Source organism: Lysobacter sp. 22409 (assembly GCF_052045105.1).
In the GTDB taxonomy this organism is placed as follows: Bacteria; Pseudomonadota; Gammaproteobacteria; order Xanthomonadales; family Xanthomonadaceae; genus Lysobacter; species Lysobacter antibioticus_B.
The window spans coordinates 126,528-148,979 of sequence record NZ_JBQEOE010000006.1 but is presented as its reverse complement, the minus strand read 5'-3'; the positions used below and the strand labels follow the sequence as shown (position 1 = coordinate 148,979).

The 22,452-nt window shown below is 68.0% G+C and carries 21 protein-coding genes, 1 tRNA gene and 1 riboswitch; of the genes, 7 read left to right on the top strand and 15 right to left on the bottom strand.

The genetic code is table 11. The features are described from left to right. Positions 1-19: 19 nt before the first annotated feature. From ACTJJK_RS05305 to ACTJJK_RS05265, 9 genes are all read right to left on the bottom strand, one after another. Positions 20-2,860, bottom strand: coding sequence for a TonB-dependent receptor (locus ACTJJK_RS05305; protein ID WP_223620938.1), 2,841 nt, complete (start codon positions 2,858-2,860; stop codon positions 20-22). A gap of 95 nt (positions 2,861-2,955) precedes the next feature. Beyond that, positions 2,956-3,966 carry a FecR family protein gene (locus tag ACTJJK_RS05300; protein ID WP_440729677.1) on the bottom strand — a complete coding sequence of 337 codons (1,011 nt, stop codon included), beginning with the start codon at positions 3,964-3,966 and terminating at the stop codon, positions 2,956-2,958. Further along, entirely contained in the window at positions 3,963-4,673 is a 711-nt protein-coding gene (locus tag ACTJJK_RS05295; protein WP_318025797.1) for an RNA polymerase sigma factor, read from the bottom strand. Before ACTJJK_RS05295 ends, ACTJJK_RS05300 begins: the two co-directional genes overlap by 4 nt. A gap of 392 nt (positions 4,674-5,065) precedes the next feature. Then, positions 5,066-5,977: a regulatory signaling modulator protein AmpE gene (ampE, locus tag ACTJJK_RS05290; RefSeq protein WP_440729676.1), complete on the bottom strand. Its 912-nt coding sequence runs from the start codon at positions 5,975-5,977 to the stop codon at positions 5,066-5,068. Positions 5,978-6,153: 176 nt separating this feature from the next. Then, on the bottom strand, positions 6,154-7,170 hold the full coding sequence (gene nudC / locus ACTJJK_RS05285; protein ID WP_440729675.1) for an NAD(+) diphosphatase: 1,017 nt from the start codon (positions 7,168-7,170) through the stop codon (positions 6,154-6,156). A gap of 83 nt (positions 7,171-7,253) precedes the next feature. Further along, entirely contained in the window at positions 7,254-7,628 is a 375-nt protein-coding gene (erpA, locus tag ACTJJK_RS05280; RefSeq protein WP_031371162.1) for an iron-sulfur cluster insertion protein ErpA, read from the bottom strand. A 58-nt stretch (positions 7,629-7,686) separates the two neighbouring features. Continuing rightward, positions 7,687-8,535, bottom strand: coding sequence for a DUF6776 family protein (locus ACTJJK_RS05275; RefSeq protein ID WP_440729674.1), 849 nt, complete (start codon positions 8,533-8,535; stop codon positions 7,687-7,689). Positions 8,536-8,567: 32 nt separating this feature from the next. Further along, the gene (locus ACTJJK_RS05270) at positions 8,568-8,993 is read right to left on the bottom strand and encodes a bactofilin family protein (RefSeq protein ID WP_408950996.1); all 426 of its coding nucleotides are present in this window, start codon (positions 8,991-8,993) and stop codon (positions 8,568-8,570) included. Between the two features lie 3 nt (positions 8,994-8,996). Next, positions 8,997-9,731, bottom strand: coding sequence for a DUF6776 family protein (locus ACTJJK_RS05265; RefSeq protein ID WP_031371159.1), 735 nt, complete (start codon positions 9,729-9,731; stop codon positions 8,997-8,999). A gap of 70 nt (positions 9,732-9,801) precedes the next feature. Between ACTJJK_RS05265 and ACTJJK_RS05260 the strand changes: the two genes are divergently transcribed. Beyond that, complete coding sequence (locus ACTJJK_RS05260; RefSeq protein ID WP_031371158.1) at positions 9,802-10,386, top strand: DUF4126 domain-containing protein; 585 nt, start codon at positions 9,802-9,804, stop codon at positions 10,384-10,386. 230 nt (positions 10,387-10,616) lie between these two features. Here the strand turns inward: ACTJJK_RS05260 and bfr are convergent, their stop codons facing one another. The 3 genes from bfr to ACTJJK_RS05245 form a co-directional block, all read right to left on the bottom strand. Then, a complete protein-coding gene (bfr, locus tag ACTJJK_RS05255; protein ID WP_031371157.1) occupies positions 10,617-11,090 on the bottom strand; it encodes a bacterioferritin in 474 nt (157 codons plus the stop codon). 258 nt (positions 11,091-11,348) lie between these two features. Next, on the bottom strand, positions 11,349-11,552 hold the full coding sequence (locus ACTJJK_RS05250; RefSeq protein WP_031371156.1) for a (2Fe-2S)-binding protein: 204 nt from the start codon (positions 11,550-11,552) through the stop codon (positions 11,349-11,351). A gap of 190 nt (positions 11,553-11,742) precedes the next feature. After that, positions 11,743-12,360, bottom strand: a complete 618-nt coding sequence (locus ACTJJK_RS05245; RefSeq protein WP_051884608.1) for an RNA pyrophosphohydrolase — start codon at positions 12,358-12,360, stop codon at positions 11,743-11,745. A gap of 137 nt (positions 12,361-12,497) precedes the next feature. Here ACTJJK_RS05245 and ACTJJK_RS05240 point away from each other — a divergent pair. From ACTJJK_RS05240 to ACTJJK_RS05230, 3 genes are all read left to right on the top strand, one after another. Then, positions 12,498-12,574 (top strand) — tRNA-Met (locus ACTJJK_RS05240). 182 nt (positions 12,575-12,756) lie between these two features. Continuing rightward, positions 12,757-13,110 carry a 6-carboxytetrahydropterin synthase QueD gene (gene queD, locus ACTJJK_RS05235; RefSeq protein ID WP_031371154.1) on the top strand — a complete coding sequence of 118 codons (354 nt, stop codon included), beginning with the start codon at positions 12,757-12,759 and terminating at the stop codon, positions 13,108-13,110. A gap of 254 nt (positions 13,111-13,364) precedes the next feature. Next, positions 13,365-13,784 carry a phasin family protein gene (locus tag ACTJJK_RS05230; RefSeq protein WP_031371153.1) on the top strand — a complete coding sequence of 140 codons (420 nt, stop codon included), beginning with the start codon at positions 13,365-13,367 and terminating at the stop codon, positions 13,782-13,784. Between the two features lie 136 nt (positions 13,785-13,920). Here the strand turns inward: ACTJJK_RS05230 and bioD are convergent, their stop codons facing one another. Continuing rightward, complete coding sequence (gene bioD / locus ACTJJK_RS05225) at positions 13,921-14,595, bottom strand: dethiobiotin synthase (RefSeq protein WP_440729691.1); 675 nt, start codon at positions 14,593-14,595, stop codon at positions 13,921-13,923. Between the two features lie 127 nt (positions 14,596-14,722). Here bioD and ACTJJK_RS05220 point away from each other — a divergent pair, with 127 nt between their 5' ends. From ACTJJK_RS05220 to btuB, 3 genes are all read left to right on the top strand, one after another. Beyond that, complete coding sequence (locus tag ACTJJK_RS05220; protein WP_031371151.1) at positions 14,723-15,205, top strand: GAF domain-containing protein; 483 nt, start codon at positions 14,723-14,725, stop codon at positions 15,203-15,205. Then, positions 15,202-15,615: a TfoX/Sxy family protein gene (locus ACTJJK_RS05215; protein WP_223620931.1), complete on the top strand. Its 414-nt coding sequence runs from the start codon at positions 15,202-15,204 to the stop codon at positions 15,613-15,615. The genes ACTJJK_RS05220 and ACTJJK_RS05215 overlap by 4 nt, the downstream gene beginning before the upstream one ends. Before the next feature lie 80 nt (positions 15,616-15,695). Next, positions 15,696-15,942: riboswitch (cobalamin riboswitch) on the top strand. Positions 15,943-16,063: 121 nt separating this feature from the next. Next, entirely contained in the window at positions 16,064-17,926 is a 1,863-nt protein-coding gene (btuB, locus tag ACTJJK_RS05210) for a TonB-dependent vitamin B12 receptor (RefSeq protein ID WP_440729673.1), read from the top strand. Positions 17,927-18,028: 102 nt separating this feature from the next. On the opposite strand, the gene ACTJJK_RS05205 is transcribed toward btuB, so the two are convergent. Next, positions 18,029-18,994, bottom strand: a complete 966-nt coding sequence (locus ACTJJK_RS05205; RefSeq protein WP_440729672.1) for a hypothetical protein — start codon at positions 18,992-18,994, stop codon at positions 18,029-18,031. 1 nt (position 18,995) lies between these two features. Beyond that, positions 18,996-22,196, bottom strand: a complete 3,201-nt coding sequence (locus ACTJJK_RS05200; RefSeq protein WP_440729671.1) for a hypothetical protein — start codon at positions 22,194-22,196, stop codon at positions 18,996-18,998. Positions 22,197-22,452: the final 256 nt, after the last annotated feature.

Here is a 22,452-nt window from a genome sequence, read left to right as displayed (position 1 = left end):
TCGCGCGCCGCCTGGCCGCTCAAAAACGATACGTCGCGCTGACCAGGTAATAGCGCCCGACCGGATCGTCGTCGACGATGCTGTAACCGCCCGGGCTTTCGTCGTAATTGACCGGCGTGTGGTCGCTCAGATTGCTGACGTTGAGGCTCAGCAGCCAGTGCTCGAAGCCGCCGTAGGCGATGTTGAGATCGGTCACCGTCGCGCTCGGCGTGCGGCATTTGCCGCTGACCTGCCAGGTCTTGTAACAGCTCTTGGTGGGGTCGCCGAAATCGACCTTGGCCGGCCCCATGTAGCGCAGGTTGAGGGTCGTGATCCAGTTGCGGTAGCTCCACTGCACGCTGCCGAGCGCACTGCGGTTCGGCGTGGTGTAGCCGGCATAGTCGAGCGCGTCGACTTTCGGGTGCGAGCGCCGGATCAGGTGATCGAGGTAGTGGCCGTTGAGGCGCAGCGCGAACTTGCCCAGGCGCGCGGTCTCGAAGCGGTAGTCGGCATCGAACTCCCAACCGCGCACGTCGGTGCTGCCGACGTTGTCGAGGTACATGTCGACGCCGATCAGGTAACCGTCGGAATCGCGCACCAGGGCTTCCGGGTACAACTCCGGCCGCTGCAGCGAGTTGATCACCAGGATCTCGTTGTTGCGGCGGATGCGGTAGTGGTTGACGCTCAGGCTGAAAGCGTCGGTCGGCGACCAGATCATGCCGAGCGTGCGGCTGTGCGAGGTTTCCGGCTTGAGCTTGGAATTGACGGTGGCGTGCTTGTCGACCTGGCAACTGGTTTCGCTGAGTTGGATCAGGCAGGGGTCGGTGGCCGAGTTCCACGGCACGATAGCGGTGTCGCCGAAAGTCATCGGCCGGCGCATCTCGAACAGGGTCGGTGCGCGATAGCCTTCGCCGACCGAGCCGCGCAAGGTCAGGCTTTGCAGCGGCGACCATTTGAACCCCGCCTTCGGCGAGACCCGGCTGCCATGGCCGCCGTTGTGGTCGACGCGCCAGGCGGCGTCGATCGACAGGCTCTCGTGCAGCGGCAGGTTCATCTCGGCGTACAGCGCGGAGTCGTAGCGGTGCGAATTGCGCGCATCCATCTTTTGCGCCAAGGCCACCTCGCCGCGCATGAACGCCCCGCCGGGGCGGCTGCGCAGGCGTTCGCGGCGCGCCTCGGCGCCGACCGCGACGGTGGCGTCGCCGGCGGGCATCGCGAACAACGGGCCGTCGAAGTTGGCGACCACGCTGTCGAGGATGACTTCGCCGCCGAGGGTGTTCTGCGGCGAGATTTCCTCGATCACTTCTTCGGTGTTGCCTTTCTTGGTGAAGCTGAATTTTTCCGCCTCGACCGCTTCTTCGAGCTTGGGCTCGTCGATCAGGCCGTCGATGCGGTTAAGCACTTTGTTGCGGCGCTGGGCCAGGCTGACATCCCACTCCCAGCGCCCGCGGTAGCCGCGGAAACCCAGGGTCGAGTCGCGGGTGGTGGTGGTGGTGCGGTTGCGCACCGGCCCGACCTCGGAGAAAGCGTAGGCCAGGGGCAGGATCGGCATCGGCGCGAACGCGTCGGGGCTGTCGTCGGGCAGGTTCACCAGGCCGAAGAACGGCGCGTTCTGCATCTCCAGGACCACCCGGGTCGCGCGCACGTCGGCGTAGATTTCGCTGTGGCTGCCGACCGGCTGGCGGTAGTGGCCGTAGAAGGCGTTGCTGGTGATGCCCGGCTGCAGGCTGACGTAGCGGGCGCGGTCGAGGCTGCAGGCCTGGCCCTCGCTGCCGACGTCGAGGTCTTCGCAACCCTTGATGGGAATGTAGTAATTGCCGAAGTAGTAGCCGAACGGAATACGCGCATCCTGCAACCCGGTGTCTTCCTGATTGACCGTACTCCAGTCGCGCTGGCTGCCGACCAGGGGGTTGCGGGTGAAGTGATCGGCGCTGAGGAAGACGTTGCCGCCGCCGCGGGTCTGCAGGCCGAGATTGACCGACAAGCGCTGCTGCTCGGCGTCGCCGCGCTCGGACACGCCGAAATTGGCGGTGACTTCGCCGCCGCTGTAGTCCTTCTTGAGGATGATGTTGACCACGCCGGCCATCGCGTCGGCGCCGTAAATGGCCGAGGCGCCGCCGTGCAGGATCTCGATGCGGTCGATCATGCTCAACGGGATGCCGTTGAGATCGCTGAGTGCGCCCATGTCGGTGGAGACCAGGCCGTAGTTCGCGATGCGCCGGCCGTCCACCAGGAACAAGGTCGCACGCGGGCCCAGCGAGTACAGGCTCGACGAGGCCGCCGCGGCCGAGGGCACCTGCGAGGCGCCGCCGGCGGTGGCGACGTCGCGCGGGTGGTGGCCGGTCATGCCAGGCATCAGCCGCAACAGGTCGAACAGGGTCTGGTGCCCGCTCGAGCGGATCTGCTCGCGGGTAATGATGGTCAGCGGGGTCGAGGTCTGGAAGGCCGAACGCGGGATGCGCGTGCCGGTGACGTGCACGGTGTCGAGCTGGGTCGGCGAACCCGGACCGGAGGTGTCCCGCCGCACGGTCGCACGAGGCGCCGCGACCGGTCGCGGGCGCGGCACGACCTGCAGCAAGTAGGTATTGGCGTTTACGGCTACCGCCGTGAGGCCGGTGCCCTGCAGCAAACGGGCCAGCGCGTCGCGCGCCGAGACATGGGCGTTCAGGCCGCTGCTGCGGCGGTTCGCGACCAACGACGGGGAATAGAGGATCTGTACGCGGCTTTGGGCCGCGAAGGCATTGAGTGCATCATCCAGCGCGCCGGCCTGGATGCGGTAGCCATCTGCAGTGAAATCGCCTTTGGGAGCCTGATGGGCCCCGACTTCAGGCGCGAATGTCAGCGCGACGGAAACGATGAACGCATAGGAAATCTTGACCATCCACCAACCGCATCGATCAGACCAGAGCGGAACTCGGCGCCCCCTGTTGACGGCGCTGTCCAACCATAGCATCGACGCGGCCCACAGAGGCCGGGTCAGCCGGATTTGCGGCGCAGGACGATGTCGCCGTCGTCGTTCGGTTCGCCCTTCAGCGACCAACCGCGTTCCAGGACCTCCAGCAGCGAGGCCTGGTCGCCGATGTGGAACACGCCGCTGACCGGGATCGCGCCCAGGCCGGGCTCGGCCAGGCGCAGCTTGGTGGCCGAATACCGGTTCATTTCCAGCAGCAGGGCGTCCAGGCGGCGGTTCTTGAACACCAGGTTGCCGGCCGGCCAGGCCTGGGCGGCCTTGATGTCCAGGGGTTCGGCGGCGCCGAGGCGGCCGCTGTCGTCGTAGCTGAGCTGCTGGCCGGGTTGCAGGGTGCTCGAAGCCTGGGCGACGCCGCCGGAGACGATCACCGAGCCCTCGATCAGGCCGACGCTGACCACGGCATCGGTCTTCTCGACCTGGAAGGTGGTGCCGATGTCGCGGATCTCGCCGCGACCCGCCTTGACCAGGAACGGACGCGCCGGATCGGCGGCGACCTCGAACCGGACCCGGCCGCGGTCGAGCACGACTTCGCGGCCGCGCTCGCTGAAGCGCGCGACGATCGCCGAATCGGTGTCGAGCAATACCCGGGTGCCGTCGGCCAGGCGCAGCGAACGCTGCTCGCCGACCGCGGTGGCATGGCGTTCGTCGGCGACCGGCGCCGGCGCAGTGCGCAGCCAGGTCACGCCGACCACGGTCGCGACCAGCAAGGACGCGGCCAGCGCGGTCGGCGCCCACCAGCGCGAACGCGTCGCTTCGCGCCCGGTGGTGCGCCAGGCGATGCGCGCGGCCGCCTGCAGCATCTCGTCGTTGGCCAAGGCCGCGGCCAGTTGATGGGTGCGCTCGGCCCGCACGTACTCGTCGACGTGTTGCGGCGACTCGTCGAGCCAGCGATCGAACTCGGCGCGTTCCTGCGCCGTGCACTCGGGCGACGCGAGCCGCGCGACCCACGCTTCGGCGCGGCCTTCGCCGGAAAGCGCCGTGTTCGGATCCATCGATGCGGAAGTTGATGTCTTCATGGTGCTTGTAAGGTCTCGAAGCCGCTGTCCTTCATGCGTGCGCGCAAAAGCGCGAGCGCCCGGCCGATATTCTTCTCCACTGCCTTTACAGAAATACCGCAATGACGCGCGATCTGTGTGTAACTCATGCCGTTGATGCGATTGAGTAGATAGATCTGTCGACTGCGCATCGGTAATTGCATGATCGCTGCACGCACCAGCGCCAATTCCTGCTCGGTCGCCACGCGCTGATCGTGCGTGGGTTCCTGCGAAGGCAGCGCGTGATAGTCCTCGTCGAGGCTGACGTGCTCGGGCGCATGCCGGGTTTTCTGGCGCCGCCCGCGGTCGTTGAGCGCGTTGATCGCGATGCGGTACATCAGGATCTTCAGCGCTTCGGCCGGCTGGTCGCGATAACGCAGCATGCGCATCATCGTTTCCTGGGCGATGTCCTGCGCATCCTCGTGCGTCGCCGCGGATTTGCGCAGAAACGCGATCAACGGCTCGCGATGCTCGCGCAGGAACACGATGAAGTGATCATCGTCCTGACGCGTCGAAGCGGGTTGGTTCGCCGCTGGAGAATCCTGACCCACGTCCACCTTCGTCCACGCTCCAGGAAATTGCTTCGATACTAGCCCAGGCGCGTCGGCCGGGTGAACGAAGCCCTGGCCGTCGTGCGCGGCGATGCCAGGCGCGAAACCGGCGTGGATGATGGACGTGAAGCGATTCACCAGATCGAGTCCTCCGCAAACGTGAGGGCGCGCAGGCGCGATGCGGGACCGCTCGCCTTACAGGGGTTCAGATCGTGACCACCGGACTCCTGTGTCGCGTAACGGGTATTGCATCGCTCTGTCGCCGGAACCGTGCTGTTTGTCGCAACCGCGCTGAGCAGCGCGGCCGGTCGCCAATGCGCCGGCGGCGCGCGGGTCCGTCCGCCCCCAAGGCAGGACCGGCGTTCGACCCGCCGGCCCGGCCGGGGGGAACGCGCTACTCGCGCGGCTCGCAGGATTCCTGGAAACCTGTCCGTACAAACGCAGGCCGAGCGGCGCCCCCCTACCCCCATCCATGCGGGGGCGTCGGTTTCGGCTAAACGGTCTCAAACGGCAAACCGGCGGCGCTCGCCTCAGGCGACGAAACCGGCGATCACGAACAGCGCCAGCACCGCCAGCCAGACCAGCAGGCTGCGCCAGACCAGGCTCATCGCGTCGCGCAGCTCGGGCGCCTCGGACGCGGCCAGGGCGACGGCGGTGCTCGCCACGCCGGATTCGTCGACGTAGTCGGCGGCTTCTTCGGCCAGCTCGCACTTCACGCTGGCGCGGGCGACGGCGCCGAGGAAGCGGTTGTCGAGACTGAAACACGCCCCGCCCGATTCGCGCCAGGCGCCGAGCACGGTGTCGAAATTGCCGACCAGGGCCAGCGCCAGGGTCAACAACTGGGCCACCGGCCAATCCAACAGCGCCAAGGCAGTGCGCGCGCCGGCCAGGGTTTCGCCGGGCAGATGGCGCGAGGCCTCGCCTTCGGCGGCCAAGGCCACCAGGCGGTAACCGAGCGCGCCGACCGGGCCGAGCAGGAGGAACCAGAACAACACGCCGAACCAGCGCCGCAGGGCGTTGCGGAACACCGCCTCGACCAGGGAGCCGCCATCGAGCGACGGCGTGCCGCCTTCGGGCCAGAACCGCGCCGCGGCTTCGCGCCGGCTGTTGAGGTCGCGCGCCGAGGCCAGGGCTTCGACGTCCTGGTCGAGGTCGCGCGGGCCCCAGGCGTAGAACAACACGATGATGCCGAACAGCAGCCCGCCGAGCCCGATCAAGGGTTCGTCGAGGGCCAGTTGGAACAGGGTCACCGCGAGCAGCGGCGGCACCACGGCCATGACCAGGCCCCAGCGTCCGCGCCAGAAACTGTCTTCCGGAAAGCGGCTGTCGATCCAGCGCAGCCAGTCGCTGTACCAGCCGTAGTGACGCACCGACGCGGCCAGCGACTGAGCAAGATGGCCGAGCACGAGTGCGACGACGGCGGCGATCAGCGTGACTGACATTGCGGCAACGCTCCTGGCATGGCGAAAAAATCCCGGTCCGATCTGCCTGGGATTCTAGCGCGACCGCGCGACACCGCGACTGTGGGCGACCGTAACGCCGATGCATCGGCTCCGTACCGCCGCGCATGTCGCGAGCGCGCGGGCGGCGTCTTTCGCGAACGCATCCCTTGCCGAGATCAACGCCCGGCGTCCGCCTCGGCGGCCAGGCGCCATTGGTCGATCAGCCAGCGCGAGATCGAGATGCTCGGCGACAACAGCGGGCCGTCGTCCTCAAGCGCGGCATCGCGCTCGCCTGGCACGGACGCGGCATCGCGTTCGCCTGGCGCCGACGCGGCATCGCGCTCGCCGAGCGTGGGCGCCGCAGCGCGTTCGCCGCGCGCGGACGCGGCACGGATTTCCTCGAGGGTGAACCAGCGCGCTTCTTCGAGTTCGTCGCCGACCTGCGGTTCGTCGGCTTCGGCCAACGCAGCGAAGCCGAGCATCAGCGCACCCGGGAACGGCCACGGCTGCGAGCCCAGGTAACGGCAACTGCGCACGCGCACGCCGGTTTCTTCCAGCACTTCGCGGGCGACGGTCTGCTCCAGCGATTCGCCGGGTTCGACGAAGCCGGCGATCACCGAATAGCGCCGCGCCGGCCAACCGGTCTGACGGCCGAGCAACAAACGCTTGCCGTCGCTGACCGCGACGATCACCGCCGGGTCGGTGCGCGGGTAGTGTTCGCTGCCGCATTGGCCGCAACGGCCGAGCCAGCCGGCGCGCGAGAAGGCGATCTCGCCGCCGCACACGCCGCAGTGGCGATTGCGGCTGCGCCAGTGCTGCAGGGCGCGGGCCTGGGCGAACACGCTGGCTTCGAGCATCGGCCAATGCGCGGCGGCGCTGCGCAGGTCGACCCGGCGCGGCGCCTCGAACGCGACCAGTTCGGCATCGAGCGCGAACCAACCCTGCCCGTCCGGCGCCAGCCCCAGGAAGATCGACGCGCCGACGCCGCCGGGGCCGTCAGTGAGTTCCGGGCCCAAGGGCGCACACAAACTGCCGTCGGCGTTGGCCAGAGCGCTGCCGGCGTTGTCGAGCACGATCACCCGCGCCTGCGGCCACAGGGCGGTCAAGGCATCGGCTTGGTCGCGCAGATGGTCGGCGCGGTCCAGCGACGCGCGCCAGGCCGAATCGGCTTCCACGAATGCGAACGGTCTCATCCAGCGCCCCAGAAGGCTGTTTCAGGAAAGGCGGTGCAAAGGCCAGGCCGCGCGAAACGCGGCCCGGTGCATCGCGGCGCCGCTCAAACGCCGAACGACGACCCGCAGCCGCAGGTGGTCTTGGCGTTCGGATTGCGGATCACGAACTGCGAACCGTGCAGGCTCTCGGTGTAGTCGACTTCGGCGCCCATCAGGTATTGCAGGCTCAACGGATCCACCAGCAGGGTCACGCCATCGGTCTGCACGGCGAGGTCGTCCTCGCCCTGCTGCTCGTCGAACTCGAAGCCGTACTGGAAGCCCGAGCAGCCGCCGCCCTGGATGTAAACGCGCAGCTTGAGGGCGTCGTTGCCTTCCTCGGCGATCAGTTCGCGAACCTTGTTCGCGGCCGAAGACGAGAATTGCAGAGGCCGCTCCAGCGATTGATAGCCCGGCGCGGCGGAAAGAAGGGTGGTTTCCATGGTGAAAGGATGAGGGCCGCGCGGCGCGCATTCAAGCGCACCGGGCGAACACTGCGGATCAGCCGCCTGCACCGGTGCCGCCGTTGTCGCGGGTGGCGTCGGCCCAGCTGAAGGATTGTTCGATCACCGCGCCCTTCTGCGGGGTCAGGCGCACTGTTACCCGCACCGGGGTCAGGCCGGGCGGCAGGAACACGTCGCCCTCGACTTGCTCGAAGTACTTGAACGAATACGGCGTGCCGGGCGCCTCGGGCTGCTGGCGCAGGTCGGCCCAGAGCAGTTTTTCGAGCTTGCCGGCGCGGGTGCCCTCGAGCGCGAGGGTAACGCGGCCGGCGCTGACGGCGCCGCGATTGAGGTTCTGGGTCAGGGTGGTGGTGAAGTGCCAGGCCGACGGCGCGCCTTGCTGCGGCTGCATCTTCAGCGCATGCACGGTCAGGCCGCGGCGCTGCCCGGTGGCGCCGACCAGGCGTTCGTAGAAGGCGACGTCGGCGCGCAGGCCGGCGATTTCCTCGTCGCGCTCGGCCAGGGCGCTCTGCAGGTCGCGATTGGCCTGGCGGCTGATGCCGTCGGAGCGGCCGAGCGTGGTGACGCGCTGGCGCAGTCCTTCCAGTTCGGCCTGCATCTGCCGCGGCGTCATCGTCGCGGCCCCCGCCGTGGGCGGCGGCACCGGCTCGTCGGAACCGGTGATCGCGCCCCACAGGCCCCAGCCGCCGAAGGCCAGGGCCACGGCGAGGGCCAGCCCGGCCAACAGCCGGCCACGATGCCCGTGGACGGGCGTCGCGGCGCTGGGCGAGGCGGAACCGGTGGGCGGCGCAGCCGTTGCGGCGGGTCCGGCCGGAGCCGGAGCCGGAGCCGGGGCCGGGGCCGGATCGGCGGGAGACGGAACGGGCTTGGAGGGTTCGTCGCTCATCCGTTCCGTCTTGGGGGTTGGGGCGGCGCCCCTCAATCCATCAGGGCATCCGCGGTAATCAGGGCTTCAGGCGCGGGCAACGCCGCGGTGTGGGCATCGACATGAATCAAACGGCCGGTGAGCATCGAACCGGCCGTCATCTCGACGACCTTGTAGTGGACGTTGCCTTGGACCCGCGCCTTGGCGGCGAGTTCCACCCGCTCGCTGGCATACACATCGCCGTTGAGCTCGCCGTTGAGCACCACGATCGGCGCCCGCACCTCGCCCTCGATGCTGCCGTTCTCGGCCAAGGTCAGGCTGGCCGGCTGGCCGTCCTGGGCCACCAGCTTGCCGATCACCCGGCCTTCGATGTACAGCCCGCCGCTGAAATGCAGGTCGCCCCGGATCACCACCTGCGGCCCGATCATGGTGTCGACCTGGCCTTCGCGGATCTGGGTCGGTTTGTTGGTCTTGAACATCGCTTAAGTTTCCCCGGTTACGGTAACGCCGCTCTTCCAGGCGAAATGCTGCTCGATCGCCGCATTCTCCCCACGCAGCGAGACGCGCACGCGTTGCGGGGTGAATCCGGCCGGCAACATGACGCTGCCACCGAGTTGCTGGAAGTAACGGAATGAATAGTCCTGGATCGGTGCCTTGGGCTTCTGGTGCAACTCGTCCCAACCGATCGATGCGAGCTTGCCCCCTCGCACCCCCTCGACCTGGAACTGCAGGCCGCCGTTGCTGACCGCGCCCCGGTTGAGGTTCTGGGTCAGCACGATCTGGTAACGCCAGGTGCCGCCGGTCTCGGGCTGGAACTCGACCGAATGCACGTTGAGGCCCTTGGCCGGCGCGGTCGCGCCGACCAGGCGCTCGTAGAAGGCGATGTCGGCGCGCAGGTCGGAGATCTCGGCATCGCGCTGGGCCAGCGAGCCCTGCACCTGCTTGTTGGCGGCGCGGCTGATCTGGTCGGAGCGCTGCAGGGTGGCTTCGCGCTGGGCCAGCCGGTCGAGCTGGTTCTGGCGGTCGCGCAGCTCGCGCTGGGTGGTTTCCAGCTCGGCGACCAGCTTGGGCAGCCGCGGCGCGGCCAGCGACTGCGACCAGAACCAGGCCACCAGCAGCGACACCAACCACGCCACGCCCACGGCGCTCCAGATATAAGGACGCTTGTCGGGCTGCTGCTGGACGATGACGAAACGGGGCGGCGGTACTTTGGCCATGCTCGACGACGACGGCTCACACCGCCGGCTTTACCTATACTCAACCTTAAATTTTAACGGGAATGCCACGATGTCCGATGCGCACCTGTTCGCAGTTGGCGTAGTTCTCGCCTGGCTGTCGGGGGTTCGGGTCTACCTGACCGTGTTCGGCGTCGGCCTGGCCGGCTGGCTAGGCTGGCTGGACCTGCCGCAGGCCCTGCAGGCGACCCAGTCGCCGTGGGTGCTCGGGGTCTGCGGCCTGCTCGCCGCCGGCGAGTTCTTCGCCGACAAGATCCCCGGCGTCGATTCGGGCTGGGACCTGCTGCATACCCTGTTGCGGGTGCCGGTCGGCGCCTTCCTGGCCGCGGCAACCATGTCGCCCGACGGCGAGCTCGGCGCGGGCGCGCTCGCCGCCGGCGCCGGCGTGGCCCTGACCAGCCACCTGCTGAAGTCCGGCTCGCGTGCCCTGCTCAACACCTCGCCCGAGCCGATCAGCAACTGGACCGCCTCGGTCACCGAGGACGCCGCGGTGCTCGGCGGCCTCGCCCTGGTCTTCGCCTACCCCTGGGTGACCCTCGGCATCGTCGTGCTGATCAGCGTGCTGATCGCGACGGTGCTGTGGTGGATCTGGCGCAAGCTGTTCCGGCGCAAACCGAAAGAGCTGGAAATGAGTTAAGAGGAGTGAGGAGTGAGTGGGGGCGAAGGCAAAGACAAAGCGCGCTAACGCGGCCCCGCCATGATCGCTCACAAAAAAAGCCGCCGGCGCAAGCCGGCGGCTTTCTGTTGTCTGGCTGGCGGCGCGCCTTGCGCGCGGCTGGCTGGATAGCTGCTGGAACAGTGCAGCGGCAGCGAACGCCTTACTCGTTGCTCGCTCCTCGCTCCTTGCCACTCGTTACTAAACCGCCCTCAGCCTTCCTCGATCTTGGTCAGCAGATAGTTCTGCTCGCCGAGACGCTCGATCAGGGCGAGCTGAGTCTCGATCCAATCGACATGTTCTTCCTCGGAATCGAGGATGTCGGCGAACAGCTTGCGGCTGACGTAGTCGCTGACCGTCTCGCAGTACTTGATCGCTTCGCGCAGCAGCGGGATCGCTTCGAGTTCGAGCGCGAGGTCGCAAGCCAGCAGTTCGCGCGGGTTTTCGCCGATGCGCAGCTTACCCAGGGCCTGGAAGTTCGGCAGGCCGTCGAGGAAGAGGATGCGGTCCGACAGCTTGTCGGCATGCTTCATCTCGTCGATGGACTCGTGGTACTCGTGTTCGGCCAATTCTTTCAGGCCCCAGTTCTTCAGCATCTTGGCGTGCAGGAAGTACTGGTTGATCGCGGTCAGCTCGTTGTAGAGCGCCTTGTTGAGATATTCGATGACCTTGGGATCGCCTTTCATGGCCGTGCTCCGACGTTGCAATGGGCGGCACTTTAGCCCTTTCGCGAACGCCATGACGGAACGCGAATCGTGCGCAACGGGAGTCGAGAATCACTGTCGTTCGGGGCCGTCGACGAACGGTCGCGGCGATCGTCCGAGCCGGTGACGCGACACGCCAGGAACGGACAGGTCCAGCCCAGCGCCAGGGCGGCGCGGTGTGAGCGGATCGGCGGGGTAGTACAGGGAGCGGCGGGCCGAATGGCCCGCAGACAACGCGGCTCAGGCGGCTTGTTGCAGCACGTCCAGCGGCAGCTCGCGCACGTTGCGGGCCTGTTCGAGCAGCGAGGTGGCCAGTTCCAGGCAACTGCCGCAATTGGCGCCGGCACCGGTGCGCATGGTCAGCTCGGGCACGCTGCGGCAACCGGCTTCGGCGGCCTGGCGAATGTCGCGGTCGGTGACTCCGTTGCAGATGCAGACGTACACGGGCGTGGGCTGTCGGTCATGCAGCCGGATGGCTGCAGGGCCATTCCGCCATGGATGCGAATGATTGTCAATTAACAGAAAGCAACCAAGTGCTGGAATGCCGTGCGGCCCCGGCCGGACGGTTCCGGCGGTAGGCCTAGCCGGGTCAGCCGGGTCAGTCGGGCTCGGCCGCCCGCCCGGTCCGGGAGGTTCAGCTGCCCGATTCGGAGCCGCTGCCGCGCACCGGATTGCCGGGCCCGCCGCAGGCCCGCGACCGCGGGTGGTTGCAGCCCGACAGGTAGGCCTCGTGCGACCGGGCATCCGGACCGGGCGCGGGCACGGCCTGCTGGCCGGCGACCAGACGCGCGAACGGGGCCAGATGGCGCAGGGCGCTGGCATAGACGCCGCGCTTGAACATCACCACGTGCTCGACCGGGTACCAGAAATCGACCCAGCGCCAGTGATCGAACTCGGGCTTGTCGGTCAGATCCAGGCGCAGGTCCGACTCCTCGCCGGTCAGGCGCAGCAGGAACCACACTTGTTTTTGGCCGATGCAGACCAGGCGGTCGTTGCGGCGGATCGCCCGCCGCGGCAGGCGATAGCGCAGCCAGCCCGGGGTGGCGCCGAGCACTTCGACATGTTGCGGGAGCAGACCGGTTTCCTCGCGCAACTCGCGATACATCGCCTCGAGCGGCGTCTCGTCGGTATTCATCCCGCCCTGCGGGAATTGCCAGCCATCGCGATGCACGCGGCGGGCCCAGAACAAGCGGCCGTCCGGGTGCATCAACACGATGCCGACATTGGGCCTGTAGCCGTCCGGATCGATCACGATGCGGACTCCAAATTCACTGTGTCCGACTCTGCCACGGGGTGGCCGGGACGACAAGTCGGGTAAACAAGTCGGTCGCGATGCGCTCAGACGATTGACAAGAGCCCGTCCGGCATGAAGAATTCGCGGTTCCCCGTGGCTATGTAGCTCAGCCGGTTAGAGCACAGCACTCATAATGCTGGGGTCGGTGGTTCGAGTCCACCCATAGCCACCATAGAATCGCCGCGCAGCAAGACCCAGGCCCGCCAGCGCAGCGGGCTTTTTCGTATCCGTCGCCAGGATGCGCGCCGGCCCAGGATTCCCGATCGTTCCAGATTACGTCGCCCCAGATCACGCGCCACGCCGCGCCATCGCGCGACGCGCCACCGCCCGACCCGGTACCGCACTATGACTGCTGTGAACATCTTCAAGGTCTTCACTCTCGAAGCCGCCCACCGGTTGCCGAACGTGCCGGAAGGCCATAAATGCGCGCGTTTGCACGGGCATTCGTTCCGCATCGAGGTGCACCTGACCGGCGAACTGGGCGAGCACACCGGCTGGGTGATGGACTATGCCGACGTCAAGAAGGCGTTCCAGCCGACTTACGACCGCCTCGATCATCACTACCTCAACGACATCCCCGGCCTGGAAAACCCGACCAGCGAACGCCTCGCGGTGTGGATCTGGGACCAGCTCAAGCCGGTGCTGCCGCTGTTGAGCGAAATCGTGGTCCACGAGACCTGCACCGCCGGCTGCCGCTACCGCGGCTGAGCCAGGGGCACTCGCCCTTCCCCTCCCGATCATCGGCCCGGCCGGCGCCTTGTCAGACGCCGGAAACGCCGTGGTCATGGCCCCGGATTAGGCTTTGCCTGAACGGCTGCTTGGTCGCTAACTACCTGAACAGGCAGGCTTTCTGAACGGCTTTCGACCGCTCGTCGGCTCGATGTTGCATCGCAACAAAACCCCGCCTATGCTGCACCGCACAATCCAGTCGTTCTCCGTCTGGACCTTTCAGGAGCTCAGCCATGTACCAGCAATTCAACGAACAGTTCGCCGCCGCTACGCGCCAGTTCGCGGACACGGCCGCTCAGGTCAACCGTCTGGCCCTCGACAACGCCGAGGCCGTGTTCGGCCTGCAGGTCGCTGCCATCGAAGACCGCGTCAACGCCACTTTCGCTTTCTTCGGTGAAGCCGCCGAAGCCCGCGACCTGGAAGCCTTCAAGACCCTGTGGCCGAAGGGCGCGCAGATCGCTCGCGAAAACGTCGAGCGCGCTGTCAGCACCGGCCAGGAAGCTTTCGGCCGCACCGTGAAGACCAACGAAGCGATCGCCGAGTTGGCCAAGTCGCAGATCGAAACCGCTGCCAAGGCCACCCAGGCCAACGTCGAGAAGGCCGCCAAGGCCGCGGCGAAGGCGACGGCTCCGGCTGCTGCCGCGACCAAGTAAGCGCACCGTCTCTCTCTCCGGCCGTCATGGCGGATACGAAAAACCCGGCAGCTTCGGCTGCCGGGTTTTTTGTTGCCCGCGATTCGGCCTTCGCCGTCGCCACGGATCGCAGGCGGACTGCAGAGCGATCGCCGCGCTAGGACAACGGCTGCAAGCGCCCCGCCAGGGCCTGCGGATCGGGCGAAGCGAGATACGGCAGACGCCCCCAGCACGGCACCGGCAGACGCCGGCACAGGATCTCGAAGTTGTCGTCGGCGCGCGCCATCTGCGGGTCGATGTCGTTGGCGATCCAGCCGACCAGGCGGGCGCCGTCGGCCTGGATCGCGCGCGCACTCAAACGCGCGTGATTGATCGCGCCCAGGCGCAGGCCGACCACCAACACCACCGGCAGGTCCAGCGCGCGCACCAGGTCGATCTGGTCGAGCGTGGCGCTGATCGGCGCGGCCCAACCGCCGACGCCTTCGACCACCACCGTGTCCGACTGCGCCGCCAAGCGCGCATGCGCGGCGAGGATCGTCGCGAGCGCGATCTCGACGCCGGCCTGCGCGGCGGCGAGTTCCGGCGCCAACGGCTGCGGCAAGGCGTAGGGATTGACGTCGTCGTAGTGCGGTCTCGGCGCACTGGCCGCTTGCAACAGCAAGGCGTCCTCGTTGCGCCAACCCTCGGGCGTGCGTTCGCAACCGCTCGCCACCGGCTTCATGCCGACCGCGCGCAGCCCGCGCGCGCGCAAGGCGTGCAACAAGCTCGCGCTGGCCACCGACTTGCCGATGCCGGTGTCGGTGCCGGTGACGAACACGCCGCGCGGAAACACCGCGGACGCGGCCGTTGGTCGGGAGCCGGCCTCCACCGGGGGCTGGGTGTGACTCATCTCGCGCTTTTCCCTGGGGCGTGGAGTCCACCATGGTAGTGGCGGCGGATGCCGCTGTTACACTCCGATGATGTTTAAAACCTCCGCACTATCGGGCGACAAGCCCGAGCAATACGCGCAGCTGCTCGCCCAGGCGCGCGGTTTGCTCGACGGCGAACGCGACCGTATCGCCAATGCCGCCAACCTGTCGGCGTTGGTCAGCCATGCCCTGCCGGAACTCAACTGGGTCGGCTTCTATTTCTACGACGGCGAAGAACTCGTGGTCGGCCCGTTCCAGGGCTTGCCGGCGTGCGTGCGCATTCCGCTCGACAAGGGCGTGTGCGGCGCGGCCGCCTCGACCCGCCAGACCCAACGCGTCGCCGACGTGCACGCCTTCCCCGGCCACATCGCCTGCGATGCCGCCTCGCGTTCGGAAGTGGTGGTGCCGCTGGTCCACGGCGATTCCCTGATCGGCGTGTTCGACCTCGACAGCCCGGTTCCGGACCGTTTCGATGCCGACGACCAGGCCGGCCTGGAAGCGCTGGCGCGCGTGTACGTGGAGGCGCTGGCATGACCGCGCCGAAGATGCGCAACATCGGCCCCAAGAGCGCGGCCTGGCTGCGCCAGGTCGGCCTGCGCACGCACGAGGACATCTCCGCGATCGGCACGGTCGAGGCCTTCATGCGCGTCAAGCGCGCCGGCTTCAAGCCGACGCTCAACCTGCTGTACGCGATCGAAGGCGCGCTGCTGGACTGCCATTGGCAGGAGATCAGCGACGAACGCCGACAACAGCTGATCCAGGCCGCCGAAGCCGCGACCGCGCTGCTGCCGCCGCCGCGCAACAAGCCGGCCGCCGCGCCGGTGCACACCACCGTGCACGCCGAAGAACGCCACGACGCATTCGAGGGCGGCGGTCTGGACGGCAACGGCCTGGACGACGACGACCGCCCCGGCGGCCACGACGAGGACGACGGGCGCGACTGAGCCCGTCGGCGCCGCTGCGCCCCCTCCGGCCGGCCGCTCCGCCCGCCCGCGGCTTTGGCCCCGGGCGCCGGCTTCGCGTAGACTGCGCACCGCTTCAAGGTGACCCGGCGGCTTTCTCCATCGCCGGGTTGAAACGGGAAGCCGGTGACGCGCCCTCTCCTGCGGGAGGATCGGCGCCAGTCCGGCACTGCCCCCGCAACGGTAAGCAAGACAGATCGCGGCAACCGCCACTGTGCTCGGCACGGGAAGGCGCCGCGATCGGCAGCCCGACCCCGCGTCGGCGCTGCGCTTGCGAGTCCGGAGACCGGCCTTGAGGCGCCACAGGTTGCGATGCGGAGGGCGTCGCGGCGGCTGCTATCCGGCTGTCTGCACGGCCCGCTGCCTCCTCGCAACCGCCTTCCGCCGTCGTCGTCGCGCGCCTCCGGGTGCGCGCGCTGGAGCTTTACCCATGTCCGCCCCGAACACGTACGCCCTGAATCTGTCGCTTGCCATCGCCTGTGCGCTGGCGCTGCCCACCGCCGCCCTCGCCGCTCCGGCCGGCGACGCCACCGACCTCGACGAGGTGGTGGTCACCGCCAACCGCACCGCGGTCAGCGTCAACGACACCCTGACCCCGGTCGACGTGCTCGACCGCGAGACCATCCAGCGCAGCCAGGCGCGCGACCTCAACGACCTGCTGCGCGGCCGCGCCGGCATCAGCATTTCCAACCAGGGCGGCGCCGGCAAGCTCACCACCCTGTTCCTGCGCGGCAGCGAGTCCGACCACGTGTTGGTGCTGGTCGACGGCATCCGCGTCGGCTCGCCGACCTCGGGCCTGGCCGCGCTGCAAGACCTGCCGCTGGCACTGATCGACCGCATCGAGATCGTGCGCGGCCCGCGTTCGAGCCTGTACGGCGCCGACGCCATCGGCGGCGTGATCCAGGTGTTCACCCGCCGCGAGAAGCAGGGCTTCGCGCCGCGCGTGCACGTCGGCGGCGGCAGCAACGACAGCCTCGAATTCGGCACCGGCTTCGGCGGTCGCAGCGAGCGCGGCTGGTTCGGCGCCGACTACAGCTTCCGCAAGACCGAGGGCATCAACGCCTGCCGCGGCGCCGGCTTCCCGGTGTTCGCCGGCTGCTTCACCGACGAGCCCGACCGCGACGGTTACGAAAACCACGCCCTGTCTCTGCGCGGCGGCCTCGAGTTCAACGAACAGTGGAGCATCGAAGGCCAGGCGCTGCGCGCGGAAGGCGAGAACGATTACGACGGCAGCTTCGTCAACCGCTCCGAGACCGTGCAGCAGGTGATCGGCGGCAAGCTGCAATGGCGTCCGTCGGAAACCATTCACCTGCAGTTGCTGGCCGGCCGCAACGTCGACAGCTCGGATAATTTCCTCGGCGAAGTGCCAATGGGGTTCTTCAAGACCGATCGCGACAGTGCGACCTTGCAGGGCGACTTCACCCTGGCCGAAGGCCACGTGCTGACCGCGGGCTTCGATTGGCTGCGCGACCGCGTCGACAGCGACACCGTGTACGACGAAAGCGAGCGCGACAACAAGGCCGGCTTCGTCCAGTACCAGGGCCGCTTCGGCGCGCAGTCGTTCGAGGCCAGCCTGCGCCGCGACGACAACGAACAGTTCGGCGGCCACACCACCGGCGGCGCGGCCTGGGGCCTGAACTTCGCCGAGCGCTGGCGCGTCACCGTCGGCTACGGCACCGCGTTCAAGGCGCCGACCTTCAACGAGCTGTATTACCCGTTCTTCGGCAACGCGACCCTGCGCCCGGAAGAGTCCAAGACCTGGGAGCTCGGCCTGGCCTATCGCGGCGAGCGTTTCAACGCCCGCATCGACGGCTTCGACACCCGCGCCGACGATCTGATTACCTACGACTCGTCGATCAACCTGCCCAACAACATCGACCGCGCGCGCATGCGCGGCGCCGAGATCGGCATCGACACCACGTTCGCGCAATGGACCTTGGCGGCGAGCGCGAGCTTCCTCGACACCGAAAACCGCGCCGGCTTCTACCAGGGCAACGACCTGCCGCGCCGGGCCAAGCACAGCGCGCGCATCGACCTGGACCGCAGCTTCGGCAAGTTCCGCTTCGGTGCGACCGCGGTCGGCTCGGGTTCGCGCTACGACGACGTCGCCAACAGCACCCGCCTGGGCGGCTACGGCACCCTCGACCTGCGCGCCGAGTACGCGATCACCCCCGCGCTGAGTCTGCAGGCGCGCGTGGCCAACGTGTTCGACCGCGAGTACGAAACCTCTTCGTACTTCAATCAGCCCGGCCGCGAGTGGTTCCTGACCCTGCGCTACGCACCGGTCAACTGAGCGGTCGACCGATCTGCGGATCGTCGAGCGTCGACAAAAAGCCCGGCATCGCCGGGCTTTTTGTTTTTGGCGCAGAAACACCCACGACCGACGAACGCAGGCTCAGGTCGGCCGCAGCCCGCATTGCACCCAACTGCGGCCGGCGATGTCGGCGACCACGCCGATCATGCCGTGGCGCCAGCGCCCGTCCTCCGGCCCGGCCGCCAAGGCCTCGTAAAGCTGCGCCGGCACGCCGTCGGCGAGACTGCGCAGCTTGGCCGTCACTTCGGCATCGTCGCGGAACATCGCCTTGGCCACGACGAACCAACTCAACGCACGCGGCGAACCGTCGGCCGAGAACGACAGGCTGATACCGCTCGGCCGCGGCAACTCCGAACCTGGCACGACCCGGGCAAGCATGGCCATCATCGCGGCGCTGTCGCCGAGCACCGCACCTGCCATCCCTTGCAAGGCACGCCAATCGAGTTCCTGTGCGCGCGCGTAGAACTCGACGCTGCCGTCGCAGTTCACTCCGCTCAGACGCCAGCTCATCAGGTTCGAACGGAACAACACATGCTTGTCGCGCCAGGCCGCGGGTAAACGCCCATCGGGCAGGTCGACGTAGAGCTTGGTCGCCGTGCCTTCTCCATGGCGCGCCGCCGCCCACGCCCCGAAGCTCATCGCACCTTCGCGCTGCAGGTCCAGCCAAGGTCCCAAATCGCCTTGCCAATCCAAGGCCTGTGCCGCAAGCAGGAGCCGCTCGCGATCGGCCACTTCCGGCGCGGCGACTTCGGTCGCCCACCGCACCACCGGCTCGCGCGAGCTCCAGGAGAATTCGACCGGCATGCCGGTATTGGTCAGGCTGCTGAAACTGCCGGCCACTTCCGGCCAGACCGAACGGCCGAGCGGCGCGAGTACGCCGCCCAGCAGGCCAGCGGCGGCGGCGGCCTGCGCCGGCAGCACCGTGCCGAGTCGCCGCAAGGTGGCGGCGACCGGGCCGGCGATGTCGGCACCGAGGCTTTGCTGCATCGGCGCGAGCCAGGCCGCTTCGGTATCGCCGCGCGTGTCGATAACGGTATCGCTGCGCATGTCACTGCACCGCGACCAGTTCTTCGGTCTCGGCGACCCAGGCGCGCTGATCGAACTGTCCCTGCATGCCGACGAAGGTGAAGCGCCGACGGTAATTGCGCAGGTCCTTGTTCTTCAGGGCGATGCGCAGCTTGACCGGGTCGGTCTGGCTGCCGGCCATCTCGATGCGTTCGTTGCGCTTGTAGGCGCCGTCCTCGTACTTCACGTCGATGTAGACGCGCTTGACCATGGCCGGGTCGAACACCGGGATGAACTCGAGCTGCAAGGCATCCTCGAAGCTGTCGTGGACGATCAGCTGCGGCACGTCGAGCTCGACCGGCGGCGTCGCCGGGTCCGGATTGGCCACGCCCTTGCGCCGCTGCACCAGCTGATAGGTCACGCCGCGGTTGGCCGGGCCTGGCTTGGCGCCGCGCAGGCGCCAGGTCTTGGGGCCGGACTCCTTGGTCAGCTTCAAGGTGGTCTTCGGCTCGGGCTGCGAGTAACCGCGCGCCTGCAGCTTGACGTCGATCGAGTCGACCACGTCCCAGTCGATATCGCCCGGGATCGCTTCGATATGGCGGAACTCGACGTGCTCGTAGGGGTTCACGAACATGGTCCGGTCTTCGGTCGAGGCGGCCGGGATCGTGTACGAGGTTCGGTCGGCGGCCCAGTCGGACTGCGGGTCGAAGTGGTACTGATACGACGCGTCGTAGTCGATGTCGCGCGTGGCGTTCATGAACACCTCGAAGCGCTTGACCCCGGTTTCGCCCGGCCCGAACACGAAGTCGGCATGCTTGTGATCGCGCGGCTTGCTCTTGTCGCCGTAATCCAGCGCCACCTGCGCCGACAACAAATTGATCGGCTCGAACGCGATCGGCATGCTGGCTTCGACCGCGAACTGGCGGAAGAACGGATCGTCGAGGTCGATTTCCTTGAAGTACTTCGACTTGTCGCTGAGATCGCCGAGCATCAAGCCGAAGAAGCCTTGCGGGGCATACGTGCGGCGCGTGGCCTCAGCGCGGTTGTAGCGCAGGGTCAGTTTCTTGCGCTCTTCCTGGCGCACGAACTTGAGCTTCAGCGACAGGCTCATCGCGGTCGGCGGCGTCGGCACCGTCGGTTGCGGTTGCGGTTGCGGTTGCGGCTGAGGCTGAGGCTGAGGCTGAGGCTGGGGTTGCGGTTGCGGCTGGGGCTGCGGTTGCGGTTGTGGCGTGATCGAAGCCGGCCGGGCCAGACGTCCGCGCCAGCGGCTCGGCGTGGTGCCGGCGACCCGGCCGATGACATGGACGACGCGATTGTCCGGGTCGCCGCCCATCGCCGAATGCGAGCCCGGACGTCCGCTGGCCGGGCTGTCGCCGTGCGCGTTGGCCGGGGTGATGGTGAAGTTGCCGCCGCCGCGGCGCACCACCGCGGCAGCGACTTCCAGCCGCCGCTGCGACAGCGCCTGGTTGTGCGCATTGCGCTGCGTTTCGTTCGCGCCGCTCACGTGCTCGTGGCTGGCGTACGCTTCCAGACGCACGTTACGCGGCGCGGGCAGGCTGCGCACCCAGGCCTCCAGGCGTGCGGCGCCGCGTTCGGGGCCGCTCCAGTTGCCGTCGCCCTCGATGCGCAAGGTGCCGGAAGCATCGCGGTAGCGCGGATCGGTCGTGGTGTTTTCCACATAGGCGCGGTATTGCTGCGACGGCGGATTGAGCCGCCAGCCGGCAGCGGCCGGCTTGTCGAAGTCGAAGAACAGGCCGAAGGTCTGCTCCTGCGTCGCCGCCGGCCATTCGACTTCGATGAGTTTGCTCGAGTCGGGATTGACGGTGACGGAGATGCGCCCCTGCGCATCCGGCGTCACCACTTGGCTCTCGACTTTCACCACCGCGCCGGCGCCGGTCACGGTGATGGTTTCGGCTAAGCCGTTCGCGGCCGGCGTGTGGGTGACCGACTGTCCCGCGGGCAAGGGCGTGGGTTCCTGCAATTCGACCGCGAGCGCGGCCGGCTGGATCTGCGGCGCGGTCGGCGCTGTGCCGCCGGTGCCGCCGCCGGTGCCGGTCGTAGTGCCGCTGGTGCCGTTGAAGCCGCCACCGGGCGCGGTACCACCCGTACCACCGCCCGTACCACCGCCAGTGCCGCCTGTACCTCCGGTTCCTCCGGTGCCGCCACCTGAACCACCGGTGCCGCCGCCGGTTCCACCCGTTCCGCCGCCCGTACCGCCAGTGCCGCCACCAGTACCGCCCGTACCGCCACCGGTTCCTCCCCCGCCGGTACCTCCTGTACCGCCGCCGGTGCCACCGGTGCCTCCACCGGTTCCTCCCGTACCACCGCCAGTGCCGCCGGTACCGCCACCCGTGCCGCCGGTGCCACCGGTATTGCTGCCGGTTCCCGTGCCCGGGCCGGCACGCGCCGCATCGGTCGCCAATTGCCCCGGAGTCAGGGTCGGCTCGAACCACTTGCTCAGCAGATCGTCCTTGAAGAAATCCAGCGCCCACTTTTCCTGGTCGCGGCGGTCTTCGGCGTCGGTGAAGGCTTCGACCTGGATGTCGATGACGCCGTTCTGCACCAGCGACTCGAACGCCGCGTCGATGCCGGCCTTGAACCAGGCGTACTGGCCTTCGAGGCTGGCGCTGAAATGATTGAAGATGCGCTCGAAGTCGGCGGTGATGGTGACCCGCAAGGCCGGCCGCATCGCCAGGTACTTGAGGTCGTAGATCACCCCGATCGGGGTCATGCCGTCGCTGAGCGCCTGCTCCAGTATCGTCGCGCCCTCGGCCGACAGGCTGAGGCTGAAGGCCGCGCGATTGGCCGCGTCCATCGACGGCACCGATGCGCCCAGGATGTGTTCGACCGCGTTGAAGGTGCCGGGCGCTGCGGGCTGCGCCGAGGTGCCGCCGCTGCCCTGCACGTTCAAGGCGATGCACTGCACCGAGCCTTCCTCGAAGGTCGCGGTGGTCAGGCGCACCGGCGGCGACACGCCGGGTTCTGAATTGAGCCGGCCCATGATCTTCGATTCCATCTGCGGCGACAGCTGCAGGGTGGTCACGAACATCACGAAACCGCCGCCCTTGTCGGCCGCGGTGGCGTCGGCGACGCGGTACTTGAGGAAACTGAATTCCTTGCGCTTGTCGGCCGCGCGCACGGCCAACTGCGGCGGACCCGGCAAGACCCAGAATTGGTTCTTGTCGGCGTGATCGCGGAACACGGTAATGCCGTCGACGGTGATCGGCTTTTCGAGGCTGAGCATGACGAACTCCAGAATTCGAGAGTTCCTCGCGGCTGCATGCGCGCGGCGGAACGATCCTTGTACGTGGGGACCTCACCGCCGCGGGACGTAACCCGCGGCGGTGCGGCGACCTGGCGCGTTCGCTGCGCGCCGCAGCCCGGGACCGCGAAGTCGTCGCCGACCTCAGGCGCGCCGCGACGAGCGGACACGCATAGAGATCGAGTCCAACGACTCCATCGCCACCGGATCCCCGCCTCCGCGGGGACGGACAGCCACC